Source organism: Moraxella sp. K127 (assembly GCF_015223095.1).
Taxonomy (GTDB): Bacteria; Pseudomonadota; Gammaproteobacteria; order Pseudomonadales; family Moraxellaceae; genus Moraxella.
In genome coordinates, this window is sequence record NZ_JADFBZ010000017.1 from 36,218 (window position 1) to 48,842 (window position 12,625).

Sequence of the window (12,625 nt, forward strand, 5' to 3'; positions counted from 1 at the left end):
ATCTGGTTAAAATATGGTTAAAATCATAAAACCGTGTGTGCTAAGTTGCCAAAACATGACGGTTTTTGTATTAAATTCATCGGTTTTGGTCAATTGGCGTTTGTAAGCGTGGACGGTTTGGGGTTAATTTGTTTAGTAGTACATAAGAGATGGGTAACGGCTCATCAAAAATCAGCCCTGCCAAAATCTCACCACATAATGGAGCAAAACTAAATCCCTTTGACCCCATGCCATAGACGGTATACAGCCCATCATGCCTGCCAACCTGCCCAACAAGTGGATGATAATCAGGCGTTTGGGCTCGTATGCTTGCCCGCCCGTGCAAATCTGCCAGATTGACATTGAGTTCGTTGGCAAGATTTGGCAGACTTTGGCGAAACTTATTCAAATTAAACTCATGTTCATCATCACGTACCGATGTGTTAGTATCATTGCGTACAAAACTTGCCCCCATTAAGAAAGTAAGCGTGTCATCTTTATCAAAGGTGGCACAATAACCATCATACTTTATCGGTGTGGCAAGTTTGGTTTTTAATTCATCACAAATGCACCCAATATCAAGCCATGAGACTTGTCCACGAATCTTTCTGGGATTAAACAACTCATCATTTAATAGATGACTTTCAAAACCTGCACAAATGATGACAATATCAGCGGATAATTGGTCATTGGCATTTTTTAGCATCCATTTGTCATGCTCTTTTATGACGTTGTTGGCATGAAAATGCTCAAAATGAATTAAGGGATTTGATAGAATGAAATCTGCTAATTTATGGGTGTCAATCAGTCCTGCTTTGGGCGTATGGGTGTTAATGATTTGCTTATTAAAATCATCATTATTCAAATTAAAATCATCATTGACAATGCTAATTAATTCATCAGGATAACTGTTTGCCAAATGGGCAAGTTTATCATGTGATTTTTGTGTGGGTAATAAAAAATCCATCGCCCCTGTTTGGGTAAATATTTCATCTTTTGCCAATTGATTAAAGGTTTGATAAATTCGCTCAGCATATAAAAAACTGACCGTTGGCAGATGGTTGGGGGCGTCTGATAATTGAGTTAGTTTGGGGGCAAATAGAGCTTTTGGATTGCCCGATGCTCCTGAGAGTGGGGCGATTTTATCAGTGAGCGTTACTGACACACCACGACTTGCCAAAGCGTGTGCGGTAAATAACCCCGATACGCCAGCTCCGACGATGATGGCTGTCTTTGGCGTGGGTTTGATGGCGACGGCTCTGTCAAATTTGGCGGTTATCATCTCACGCTTACGCCCAAAGCCTTTGATTTTTTGTACACTCATGCCAATGTTCATCAACGCCCGTCTGACCGTACCACTGCTGGTAAAAGTGGCAAGGGTGGCATCAGATTTGGATAAGCGTTTGATTTGATTAAAAATATCATCTGACCACAGTTCATGGTTTTTGCTGGGAGCAAAACCATCCAAAAACCATGCGTCCGCCTGTCCTGTTTTGGTGTGCATGCTTGCAAAGCTGTCATGTGCATCCCCAAGCCATAAATCAAGGCAAATATTACCAAAATGCAAGCGATGACACCCCGTTAAGGCAAGCGGATAATTATCCAGTAAAACCTTGATAAATGGGGTGGTTTGCTCGTCCTGCCATGCTGATAGGGCGGTGGTTAGGTCGGCATGAGTAAGCGGATATTTTTCGGTACTGACAAAGTACAGGCGGGCGGACGGTGGGGCGACTTGTTGCCAGAGCAGGCAGGTTGCCAAAAAGTTAAGCCCCGTGCCAAAGCCTGTCTCCATGATGACAAAATGCTCATGTTCACCCAAATTGGCAAAACGGTGGGGCAAATCATTGCCTTGTAAAAAGACATAGTTGGTTTCATCAAACCCACCCGCTTTTGAAAAATAAATGTCGTCAAACTGCTCGGACGTGGGCGTGATGTTGCCCAAACTGTCGGTTTGCCATGTGATGTCTGCGGTCTGTATCATGGTTTGTCAGGTCGGTTTATTTGCGTTTCATGATGAGTGACGCTAGGATGAAGCCAAGAATGAACGACACCAAGGTGCTGATAACACCATAAAGAAACAACTGTCCACTACGTTCATTAACCAACACATTGACCTGCGTGGTCAGCTCGTCAATCCGTCCTTGTAGTTCGCTGTTTTTGGCGAGTAGCTCAGTATTGGCACGGGACAGCTCATTATCGTCAGGGCTGTTTAGCTCGGCAATGGTGGGAGCGTTGGGGTCGTGCGGGCTGGCAGGGGCTTGACTCTCTATGTGTTCGCTTTCGCTGATGTCATCACTGGTGCTGGTGGCAGGTGTGCCAGATGTGGTGTCAGATGTCGCATTAGATGTGTTTGTTGGGGCGGTCTGAGCAAGGCTAACCGCAGGCAGTAAGGCGGTGGCAAGCAAGGCGGTAAGGATGACAACTTTCATGGCAACCCTCACGCGCCACTGCCGTTAGCAGGCAAGGCTTGGATAAAGGGCTTGATGTCTACATGACTGTACACACCGCCATGCAGATAGGGTTCGTCATTTACCCATGCTCGTGCCTCATCTATGTCATTAAAGTGGGCGATGATGAGACTGCCACTCATGACAGGTTCGCCATGATTGATGGGTGTAGGGCCTGCGATGACAAGGCGATTTTGGGCGTGTAGGGCGGTCAGTCGCTCGATGTGAGCAGGGCGAATTTCGCTACGTTTGGCGGTACTGTCGGCAACATCATGACCGATGATGGCAAATAGGGGCATGGGTTTTCCTAATTTTGGGGTTGATTTGGGTGGTGCGTGGTATGCACCAATAAGATTTTCTACTTAATAGGTGCGTAATACGCACCCTACTGTAATTGGTGTATTTTGAAGTTAAATGATTTTAAATGTCAAATTAAAATTATTTTTTTATCGCCGTTTCATCTATCTTGATATGCTTACGCAGAACGACAAACATACCGACCATAAAACTGATCATGACAATAATATCGCCAAAGGCGGTAAATTCACCCCAATACTTACCCCCCATAAACACAAAAGCAAAAAAGGCATGCAGACTTGCCATGAATACAAAAAATCCCGCCCATGCCAGATTGAGTTTTTTCCATGCTGATGATGACATCTCAAAAATGGGGGTGAATAGCTTTTGAATGGCGGATTCTTTGTTGCTTAGAAAAAATGGCGATAAGAATAAGGCGAGAGCAAAGCCCAAATTAATCAAAATCGCTTTTAGACGGATATAAAAATCATCTCGTAAGGCAAGGGTCAGCCCGCCAAATATCACGGTCATCAGTAGCACAAAAATTTGCTGTTTTTGCAGACGAAACTTTTGACTAATAAACAAAAAGCCATACACCACGAGCGTGGCAAGGGTCAGCCCTGCGGTCGCCACGATGATGTGGTTGTTACTCTCGCCCCCTGTCAGCCCAATGGCGGTCAGCAGGGGGTGGGCAGGATTGTCCTTGTCTGTGGTCTTGTACAGATAAAAAAAGACAATGATGGGAATGTAGTCAAGTAGGGCTTTCATGGGTGTGATGTGTCTAAAAGGTGCTATTTTACACGCTTTTGGGGGTAAAAGTAAAATAAAACCGATGCTTTGGTGCAATCTTATGATATGAATAAATTGCAAGATAAACTGGCGTTATTTGTTGTGGCAAGGTAAAATACTGCCCCAGTCGCTCTATCAGGCAAGCTAAATAAATCGGAAATGGCAAAATGCTACAAATTTTATATCAAGATGATGACGTGGTGGCGGTAAACAAACCTGCTGGTATGCTCGTTCATCGCTCGTGGCTTGACAAGCATGAGACGGTGTTTGTGATGACGGTTTTGCGAGATATGCTTGGGCAACACGTTTTTCCTGTTCATCGGCTAGACCGTCCGACTTCGGGCGTGTTATTGTTTGCCAAGTCGTCTGATGTGGCACGGACTTTGTCAGGACAATTTGAACATCACACGGTGGATAAATCCTATCTGGCGGTGGTGCGTGGGTATCTTTTGGGTGGTGGACGGATTGATTATCCTTTAAAGGTCAAACTTGACAAAATCGCCGATAAATTCGCCAAAACGGATAAAGAGCCAGAGTCCGCCATAACCGATTATGAGAATTTGGCAACGTGTGAAATGCCCTTTGTGTCGGTGGATAGATACGCCACGTCTCGGTATAGTCTCATGAAACTTACCCCAATCACAGGGCGAAAGCACCAACTAAGACGGCACATGACGCACCTGTTTCACCCGATTGTCGGTGATACCACGCATGGCGACACCGCCCAAAATCGTGCAGTGGCAGAGTTTACGGGCGTATCAAGGCTACTTTTGCACGCTCATACTTTGGCATTTGATGACATGAGTGGCAAGCGTATCACGGTTGTTGCTCCGATTGATGATGACTTTAAAAAGGTGATGGGGGATTTTGGGTGGGGTGAGTGGGTGTGACAAGCCATTGTCATGGTAGAACTGTTTGGATGGTTCATAATGTCATAAACACTGATTCTTGTGCCAATAATGATGGGTTTGCCAAAGCGAATATTTGGGTCATAGTCAATGCAGGTTTGATAGGGCATGGCATTCTGTATTTTGATGATTTAGAGAGTGTAAAACAGATAAATCACAAGTGCAAATCATGCCCACATCTATCACAAAACTTAGCATTGGAAGCATGCCCGAATTTACCGCATTTTGGGCAGGTGATGGGGTGTAGCTGTGGTCGCATGGTGCGTGACAGCTCAGCGGTAAAAATCCCTGTCGGTACGGCAATGATGGAGTAACCCATAATCATCACCATACTTGCAATCGCTTGCCCTATCGGGGTTTTGGGGGAGATGTCGCCATAACCCACGGTTGTCAAGGTTACAACCGCCCAATAGATGGATTTGGGGATGCTGGTGTAGCCGTTCTCAGGGCCTTCGACCACATACATGACCGAGCCAAAAATCGTCACAAGCAGTAATAATGACAGGAAAAAGACGATGATTTTGTGCTGACTGGTGCGAAAGGCAGCTGCCAAAAATCCTGCTTGTTGCATGTAGGATTTGAGCTTAAATACCCTAAAAATCCGCAAAATCCGCAAAATCCGCACCACAAGCAAATACTGCGTTCCCACAAAAAAGTAGCTAAGATAGCTTGGCAATAGTGCCAATAGGTCAATCACGCCAAAAAAGCTAAATGCATAACGCTTGCGATTGGGAGCGGAGTATAGGCGTAATAAATATTCTATGGTAAATAAAATGGTAAAAAACCACTCTGCATACAAGAACAGCGTGCCATACTGCAAACGTAAATACAGCACACTGTCAAGCATGACCACGACCACGCTAAGAGCGATACCGATGAGTAGCACCACATCAAAAAATCGTCCCGCAGGCGTGTCAGTGCCTTCGATAATGATGTGGATTTTCTCTTTTAAGGGCAGGCTTTTTTTGTAAACAGGGGCTTTCATGCAAGATAGAATGAGAGAAAGATGGGCGTATTTTATAATAAAGTTGGGGCTTGGGATAGTATTTTTACAAAATTCTTGTTATGATTGATACGTTTTAGGCTTTTTACATTTGATTTATCATGAAAATCATCATTTTAACACTACCCCTTGTCCTGACCGCTTGCATGAACATGGCAGATTTTTCTGAAAAACAACGCCACACGCCCCAAACTTACCCCACTTACGACCCAAATTGCCAACGCCACATTCCTGCCCCACGCACACCACAAGGCTATCCTGACATGGGTTCGCCTGAATATCAAGAAACTCATCATCGCACGCATTGCAAACAGGGCAATCGCACTATATTTAATTTTTAGCAAATAAAATTATGTTTTTGAAGAAATTGGCAATTTTTAGACATAAATTATTTAAAAACTCACCAAACCAATTATATTTTGAATAATTTATTAAAAATATATTTAGATAAAATTAACTATAAATACTAAATTTGCTTGATTTTTAATCAATTTCATGTAAAATTTTGTAGTGCGATTGCCCTGGCATTGCAAATAGCAAATATTGGCAAATTTGCCCAAACCTTGTATAATAACCCATTTTTATTATTTTCATTTAAAAGGTGCATTATGGCAGGTCATAGTAAATGGGCGAACATCAAACATCGTAAAGCCAAACAAGATGCCGCAAAAGGCAAAATCTTTACCAAAATCATTCGTGAAATCGTCTCCGCCAGTAAAGGCTCTGACCCAGACCCTGCCAACAACCCACGCCTGCGTGCCGTGCTAGAAAAAGCCAACGCCGCCAACATGACCAAAGACGTGATTAAACGTGCCATTGAACGTGGGCAAGGGGGCGGAGAAGGCGACAACGTCCAAGAGATTACCTACGAAGGCTATGGCGTGGGCGGTGTGGCAGTCATCGTGGAGACCATGACCGACAACGTAAATCGCACGGTGGGCGAGGTTCGTCATGCGTTTAGTAAACACGGTGGCAACCTAGGTACATCAGGTTCGGTGGCGTATTTGTTCTCTAAGCGTGGCGAGATTGTCTTTAATGATATTTCACTAGAAGACAAAGTCATGGAAGTCGCCCTAGAAGCAGGAGCAACGGATATTGAAAATGACGGCGAGAGCCTGCTTGTCATCACAGAGCCTAACGACTTTGGGGCGGTGGTGGACGCACTAGCCGATGCAGGACTAAAAGCGGACAATGCCGAAGTTACCATGTCGCCAAGCACAAATGCCGACATTGATAACATCGATGATGCCCAACGTGTGCTAAAAATGATTGATATGCTAGAAGATTTGGACGATGTGCAAGAAGTCTATACTAATGTCAATTTTAGCGATGACGTCATGGCACAGTTAGATGCTTGATAATACTTTTTGCTAACAAACATCGCCCAAGTCCGCTTATGCCGATTTGGGCGATTTTGCATTGATGATTTTTATAAAAATTCGTTATGACAAGGAAAACCTATGACCCTATCCGACTACGTCCGCTCTATCATCACCGCCACCGTCTATGACGTTGCCATTCGCACTCCGCTTGAACAGGCGGACAAATTATCCGCACGCTTTGGCAATGACATTCGCCTAAAGCGTGAAGACTTACAGCCTGTATTTAGCTTTAAATTGCGCGGGGCGTACAATAAAATCAGCCAATTATCAGACGAACAAAAAGCCAAGGGCATCATCTGTGCATCTGCTGGCAACCACGCCCAAGGGGTCGCCTACTCGGCAAACCGCTTAAAACTTAATAACCTAATCGTCATGCCAAAAACCACGCCCGACATCAAAGTCCAAGCAGTCAAAGCCTTTGGCGGTACGGTGCATTTGCATGGCGACAGTTTTGATGAAGCCAACCGCTTTGCCATGGACAAGGCAACCACAGACGGCATGACCTACATCGCCCCTTATGATGATGAGCTTGTGATTGCAGGGCAAGGCACGGTGGCGTTGGAGCTGTCGCAAGACTGGCGAGACATGGAATACGTCTTTGTGCCTGTGGGCGGTGGTGGCTTGGTGGCAGGCGTGTCGGCATTTTTGGGGGAAGTCGCCCCGCACGTCAAGGTCATTGCGGTGGAGTCTGAAGGGGCAGCGTGCCTAAAAGTCGCCTTAGCGGACGGCAAACGCACTCGCTTGCCACAGGTAAGCCTATTTGCAGACGGGGTGGCGGTCGCTCAAATCGGACAAATCCCTTTTGACATCGCCAATCTAACCAAATCAAACGGTCAAGGCAAGGTCATCGATGACGTGATAACCTGCAATAACGATGAAATTTGTGCCAGCGTCAAAGACATCTTTGAAGAAAATCGCCACATCGTTGAGCCGTCTGGGGCGTTGGCGTTGGCAGGGCTAAAAAAGTACATCAAAGAGCATGACTTGACTGGCAAAAACTGCGTGGCAATCGTCTCAGGGGCGAACATGAACTTTGACCGCTTGCGTTATATTGCCGAACGCACCGAGATTGGTGAGAATAAAGAGGCGATTTTTGCGGTAAAATTACCCGAGCAGGCAGGGGCGTTTTTGGATTTTTGTCGCTGTTTGCAGGGGCGAAATATCACCGAATTTAACTATCGCCTAGATGCCACAAGCCCCAATGTCGCCCAAGTCTTTGTCGGCATTGGCTTAAAAGACGGTCAAAAAGAGCGTGCCACGATTACCGATATGCTCGACAAGGGCGGATATGACGCCCATGACCTAACCGATGATGAAGTCGCCAAAACGCATATCCGCTATTTGATTGGTGGGCATGGGCGACTGACCGATGAACGCCTGTTCCGTGTCATGTTTCCCGAGCGTCCAGGGGCGTTATTAAATTTCCTTGAAAAATTGGGGCAGGATTTTAACGTAACCTTATTTCACTATCGCAATCACGGAGCGGCAGAAGGGCGGATTTTGGTGGGACTGCAAGCCACGCCCACAAGCGGACGGCAAATCGTGGACGCACTGACCGAGATTGGCTATGAATGCGAAGATTTGACGGACAATGTTGGGTATGGGGTGTTTTTAAAATAAACCCAAATCTAAAACACGGCAATCGCCGTGTTTTTTAATCATTTAACTTCAAAACACACTCATTGGCAGTAAGGTGCGTATTACGCACCAATAAGATTTTCTATCTAAAAGGTGCGTGGTACGCACCTTACCATTAAGTAAAAGCACCATTTATTCTTACAAAGAATTTTTGTAAAATAAAGCAAGACTCAACCCAATGGAAAATTTTATGAAAAAACTTCTAAACCCCCTTATCATCGCCCTATCCCTTTTACCCTTATCCGCTTTGGCGTGTGAAAAACCACAGGTGGTGGGGTATGATTTTGTTAATTGCTTATCAGAAGGTTTGGCAAGTGTGGAACAAAACGGCAAATGGGGGTTTATTGATAACACAGGTAAAGTGGTTATCCCTGTTCAATATGATTATGTTGGGTATTTTTCAGAGGGCTTGGCAACAGTCAAACAAAATGGCAAATTTGGGTTTATTGATAAAACAGGTAAAGTGGTTATTCCCATTCAATATGATAATGCTTGGGTTCTTATCAATGGTAAAGCCAAAGTCTCATTAAATGGCGAAACCTTTTATATAGACACAACAGGCGAACGCCTAGACTAACCCCGATTTTGGCAGGTACACCAAGCACACTGATGTGTCAGATGAGTTAAAAGAGGTATAAAGATATATTTATGATAAATCTTTTGGTTAATGGGTGGTATCGCCCTTGATATTGACCCGATGTGTCCGCATTTATGAACTAAGCATTTACCAGCTAATAATAAAAAAGAGAACACCATGCCAACCCAAACCCACACCCTAGCCATACACGGCATGACTTGCCAAGCCTGTGCCACTCGCCTAGAAAAAGTATTAAATAAAAAAGAGTGCGTAGAGCGTGCTGATGTGAACTTTGCCACAGAGACGCTGACCCTTAGTACGACAGGCGATGCGTCTGATGATGAGATTTTGACATGGATAAAAAAGACAGGCTTTACAGGGGAATTTATCCAAAACCAATCCCAAACCACACCCCATAGCGACACACCGCCATATCGCTTGATTACTCTTGGTGTGTTGTCCTTGCCGTTTTGGGTGGGTATGGCAGGCATGATGACAGGCTCGCACGCACTCATGCCCCCAAATTGGGTGCAGTTTATCCTAGCGAGCATTGCTCAGTTTGCCCTTGCCGTGCCTTTTTATAAAGGGGCGTGGGCAGGGATAAGAAGGGGCGGACTGCTTGGCATGGACGTGTTGGTGGCGTTGGGGACGAGCATGATTTGGGCGTATTCTACTTATGCTTGGCTAGCAGGCGGTCATGTGTATTTTGAAGCGAGCGTGATGATTTTGACCTTTGTGAGCCTTGGCAAATACCTAGAACACCGCACCAAAACAGGCAGTCTCAACGCCTTATCCAAACTCATGGAGCTACTACCGCAGACGGTCAAGGTCAAGCGTGATAATGCGTGGACGGACGTGGCGTTATCCGATGTCAAAGTGGGCGATATTTTGCAAGCCAAACATGGCGACAAAATCGCCGTGGACGGGGTCATCACGTACGGTCAAGGGGACATTACCCAAGCTCATCTGACGGGAGAAAGTGCCTATTTATCAAAAACTTATGGCGATGACGTATTGGCAGGGAGCGTGGTTGTGGACGGCAGTTTTGCCTATCAAGCCAAAGCGACAGGCTCACAGACCGCCCTTGGGCAGATGACAGACGCACTGTCGCACGCACAGGGGACAAAAGCCCCGATTGCACGGCTTGCCGACCGTGTGGCAGGCGTGTTTGTGCCTGTGGTGGTGGGGCTTTCGGTGCTGACGTTGTTGGCAAATTGGTATTTTTTGGGTCAGTTTGACACCGCACTCATGCGAGCAGTTGCCGTGTTGGTCATCGCTTGCCCGTGTGCATTGGGGCTTGCCACGCCCACAGCGATTATGGCGGGTATGGGGGTGGCAGGTCGGCATGGGGTGCAGTTTTTGGACGCGGTGGCGTTGGAGACGGCAGGGCAGATTGGGGCGATTGCCTTTGATAAGACAGGCACGCTGACAAACGGTCATCTTGTGGTGGTGGACACATTGAGCCTGACCGACACGCCCACATTGCTTGGCGTGAGTGCGAGCATAGAGAGCCACAGCACGCACCCCCTAGCCCGTGCGATAACTGCTTATGCTCATGACAATCACGCTCCGACATTAACCGCCCAAAATATCCTAAGCCAAGCAGGGCAAGGCATACAGGGCGACATCACTGGCGTGGGCGTGGTTAAGGTAGGCACGAGCCGTTTTGTCCATGCCGATTTGGGCGAGAAAGAACACGCCTTTATCCAAGCCAATCCCACAGCCAGTCTTGTGTTTGTGGCAGTTGATGACAAACTGGCAGGGATTTTTGCTCTAGCCGACACCCTAAAAGCGGACGCACACACGCTCATTGATAAACTCAAAGCGGACGGTATTACGCCTGTTATCCTAAGTGGCGACCGTCAAAGCGTGGTGGATAGCGTGGCAGGTGAGCTTGGCATAGACGGCTATGGGGAGCTATCGCCACAGGATAAATCTTTAAAAATCAAAGAATTACAAAAAACTCACAAAACTGCCATGATAGGGGACGGCATCAATGACGCCCTAGCGATGACGACCGCCGACATCGGCATGGCGGTGGGGGGTGCCACAGACGTGGCGACAGGCTCGGCAAGTGTTCGGCTGATACAATCGGACACAGGTGGGGCGATGAGCGTCTATCACGCCCATAAAATCGCCAAATTGACTTTGACGAACATCAAGCAAAACCTATTTTTTGCCTTTATTTATAACATCATCGGCATACCGCTTGCGATGATTGGTGTGCTAAACCCGATGATAGCCAGTATCGCCATGGCACTAAGTTCGCTGTCGGTGCTTGCCAATGCGTTGCGGTTAAAGGGGGTGGATTTGAAGGGTAAAATCAATTAAAATCAAGCCCTATCATTCTTTTGTCATTTAAAGGAAAATATCATGACTGTTTCATTGGAACAATTACAAGGCTTGGAAAATAAGCATGGATTTAATTATCCCATAACTTATAAAACATTATGCCAAGATAATATGCTGACGTGGGGTGAAGTGGATATTCATTGGCAAAAAGAAGTCTATCCTACTTTAAAGGATAATCCGCCTTTGTCATTATATAGCAATCTCATAGAAGTTATGGATTTCGACGACATTGAGCATATTACAGATATGTTTTTAAATCAAGATGACCATATGGCAATTAACCCAAATTATTTATTTGTGCCATTTTTGCAAGACGGCTCAGGGGATTATTATTGCTTTTGGTATCATCATGATTTGCCAAATTTATCAAAAGATGATGTGCCGATTGTGCTATTTCATCATGATTATGATGAAGCCGATATTTTAGCAAAAGATTTACAGGATTTCATTTTTTATTTGATGTTATATGGCGTTGTTGCTATTGAGCCTGATAGCGAGCTTATGCAAGATATTGAGACAAATTTAGCCAATTATCTAAAAAGTCATAAAAAATACCTAAAACCAGAGCATTATGATGTCATCAAGAAAATTTATGGATATGATTTTGATGATAATAAAGAAGGATTGATTGATGAAGATGAATTCATAAAAATGTTACATGAACATATCGGCTTTCAGGGCAATCGCACTACAACCATCGACAAACCCATAACAAATCATTAAAATGTGAGCAAAAAGGACATTCTTTATGCTCACAAACCCCATTGACTATTTATCGCAAGTTCATGACCCAAGGCGTCAAAACAAAAACCTGCTACACCCACTTAAAAACATTTTAACCATTGCTTTAACTGCGGTTATCTGTGGTTATCATGACTGGGTAGATATAGAAGACTTTGGCAATGAAAACAAAACATGGTTTGCTACATTTCTTGACTTAACCCATGGCATACCCTCACATGACACCTTTGGCAATGTCTTTAAACGCCTTAACAAAGATGAACTTAGTCGATACTTTAGTGAGTGGATGAATCAAACCCAAGCCAATCATCCACACATCGCCATTGATGGTAAATTCATCCAAGGTGGCTACAAAAATGACAACGCATTACAGCTTGTTACCGCCTTTGCCAGTCAAACCAAACTCATTCTTGCTCAAGTTGACATTGCTGATAAAAACAACGAAATTAGCACATTACCCCAACTGTTAAAACTCATTGACATCAGCGGGAGTATTGTGACAGCCGATGCCA

The 12,625-nt window shown here is 45.2% G+C and carries 14 protein-coding genes; 8 read left to right on the forward strand and 6 right to left on the reverse strand.

The window, feature by feature from the left end:
- Positions 1–76: 76 nt before the first annotated feature.
- The 4 genes from mnmC to IM753_RS05375 form a co-directional block, all read right to left on the reverse strand.
- Positions 77–1,960: an FAD-dependent 5-carboxymethylaminomethyl-2-thiouridine(34) oxidoreductase MnmC gene (gene mnmC / locus IM753_RS05360; RefSeq protein WP_194108832.1), complete on the reverse strand. Its 1,884-nt coding sequence runs from the start codon at positions 1,958–1,960 to the stop codon at positions 77–79.
- 16 nt (positions 1,961–1,976) lie between these two features.
- Positions 1,977–2,408, reverse strand: a complete 432-nt coding sequence (locus IM753_RS05365; RefSeq protein ID WP_194108833.1) for a hypothetical protein — start codon at positions 2,406–2,408, stop codon at positions 1,977–1,979.
- Between the two features lie 8 nt (positions 2,409–2,416).
- A complete protein-coding gene (locus IM753_RS05370; protein ID WP_194092839.1) occupies positions 2,417–2,725 on the reverse strand; it encodes a YciI family protein in 309 nt (102 codons plus the stop codon).
- 139 nt (positions 2,726–2,864) lie between these two features.
- Positions 2,865–3,491, reverse strand: a complete 627-nt coding sequence (locus tag IM753_RS05375; RefSeq protein WP_194108834.1) for an inner membrane-spanning protein YciB — start codon at positions 3,489–3,491, stop codon at positions 2,865–2,867.
- 188 nt (positions 3,492–3,679) lie between these two features.
- Here IM753_RS05375 and truC point away from each other — a divergent pair, with 188 nt between their 5' ends.
- On the forward strand, positions 3,680–4,402 hold the full coding sequence (truC, locus tag IM753_RS05380; RefSeq protein WP_194108835.1) for a tRNA pseudouridine(65) synthase TruC: 723 nt from the start codon (positions 3,680–3,682) through the stop codon (positions 4,400–4,402).
- Here the strand turns inward: truC and IM753_RS13450 are convergent.
- Together IM753_RS13450 and IM753_RS05390 are read right to left on the reverse strand one after the other, a co-directional pair.
- The gene (locus IM753_RS13450) at positions 4,291–4,530 is read right to left on the reverse strand and encodes a DUF433 domain-containing protein (RefSeq protein ID WP_083108130.1); all 240 of its coding nucleotides are present in this window, start codon (positions 4,528–4,530) and stop codon (positions 4,291–4,293) included. The two genes, truC and IM753_RS13450, sit on opposite strands and share 112 nt — an antisense overlap.
- A 44-nt stretch (positions 4,531–4,574) precedes the next feature.
- Positions 4,575–5,405: an ion transporter gene (locus IM753_RS05390; protein WP_065255375.1), complete on the reverse strand. Its 831-nt coding sequence runs from the start codon at positions 5,403–5,405 to the stop codon at positions 4,575–4,577.
- Positions 5,406–5,524: 119 nt separating this feature from the next.
- Here IM753_RS05390 and IM753_RS05395 point away from each other — a divergent pair, with 119 nt between their 5' ends.
- From IM753_RS05395 to IM753_RS05425, 7 genes are all read left to right on the forward strand, one after another.
- Complete coding sequence (locus IM753_RS05395; RefSeq protein ID WP_194108836.1) at positions 5,525–5,764, forward strand: hypothetical protein; 240 nt, start codon at positions 5,525–5,527, stop codon at positions 5,762–5,764.
- Positions 5,765–6,031: 267 nt separating this feature from the next.
- Positions 6,032–6,781 carry a YebC/PmpR family DNA-binding transcriptional regulator gene (locus tag IM753_RS05400; protein WP_062498255.1) on the forward strand — a complete coding sequence of 250 codons (750 nt, stop codon included), beginning with the start codon at positions 6,032–6,034 and terminating at the stop codon, positions 6,779–6,781.
- 102 nt (positions 6,782–6,883) lie between these two features.
- A complete protein-coding gene (gene ilvA / locus IM753_RS05405; RefSeq protein ID WP_194108837.1) occupies positions 6,884–8,425 on the forward strand; it encodes a threonine ammonia-lyase, biosynthetic in 1,542 nt (513 codons plus the stop codon).
- 208 nt (positions 8,426–8,633) lie between these two features.
- Positions 8,634–9,020, forward strand: a complete 387-nt coding sequence (locus tag IM753_RS05410; RefSeq protein WP_194108838.1) for a WG repeat-containing protein — start codon at positions 8,634–8,636, stop codon at positions 9,018–9,020.
- A 177-nt stretch (positions 9,021–9,197) separates the two neighbouring features.
- On the forward strand, positions 9,198–11,351 hold the full coding sequence (locus IM753_RS05415) for a cation-translocating P-type ATPase (RefSeq protein WP_194108839.1): 2,154 nt from the start codon (positions 9,198–9,200) through the stop codon (positions 11,349–11,351).
- 42 nt (positions 11,352–11,393) lie between these two features.
- Positions 11,394–12,095: an SMI1/KNR4 family protein gene (locus tag IM753_RS05420; protein ID WP_194092470.1), complete on the forward strand. Its 702-nt coding sequence runs from the start codon at positions 11,394–11,396 to the stop codon at positions 12,093–12,095.
- 25 nt (positions 12,096–12,120) lie between these two features.
- Positions 12,121–12,625: ISAs1 family transposase (locus IM753_RS05425; RefSeq protein WP_194092469.1), on the forward strand; the 505-nt coding region annotated here is incomplete at its 3' end.

Coding starts and splice junctions, on each gene's coding strand:
- IM753_RS05365 (WP_194108833.1), bottom strand. CDS start 2,408: ATGAAAGTTGTCATCCTTACCGCCTTGCTTGCCACCGCCTTACTGCCT.
- IM753_RS13450 (WP_083108130.1), bottom strand. CDS start 4,530: ATGCCCTATCAAACCTGCATTGACTATGACCCAAATATTCGCTTTGGC.
- IM753_RS05420 (WP_194092470.1), top strand. CDS start 11,394: ATGACTGTTTCATTGGAACAATTACAAGGCTTGGAAAATAAGCATGGA.
- truC (WP_194108835.1), top strand. CDS start 3,680: ATGCTACAAATTTTATATCAAGATGATGACGTGGTGGCGGTAAACAAA.
- mnmC (WP_194108832.1), bottom strand. CDS start 1,960: ATGATACAGACCGCAGACATCACATGGCAAACCGACAGTTTGGGCAAC.
- ilvA (WP_194108837.1), top strand. CDS start 6,884: ATGACCCTATCCGACTACGTCCGCTCTATCATCACCGCCACCGTCTAT.
- IM753_RS05390 (WP_065255375.1), bottom strand. CDS start 5,405: ATGAAAGCCCCTGTTTACAAAAAAAGCCTGCCCTTAAAAGAGAAAATC.
- IM753_RS05370 (WP_194092839.1), bottom strand. CDS start 2,725: ATGCCCCTATTTGCCATCATCGGTCATGATGTTGCCGACAGTACCGCC.
- IM753_RS05400 (WP_062498255.1), top strand. CDS start 6,032: ATGGCAGGTCATAGTAAATGGGCGAACATCAAACATCGTAAAGCCAAA.
- IM753_RS05395 (WP_194108836.1), top strand. CDS start 5,525: ATGAAAATCATCATTTTAACACTACCCCTTGTCCTGACCGCTTGCATG.
- IM753_RS05375 (WP_194108834.1), bottom strand. CDS start 3,491: ATGAAAGCCCTACTTGACTACATTCCCATCATTGTCTTTTTTTATCTG.
- IM753_RS05410 (WP_194108838.1), top strand. CDS start 8,634: ATGAAAAAACTTCTAAACCCCCTTATCATCGCCCTATCCCTTTTACCC.
- IM753_RS05415 (WP_194108839.1), top strand. CDS start 9,198: ATGCCAACCCAAACCCACACCCTAGCCATACACGGCATGACTTGCCAA.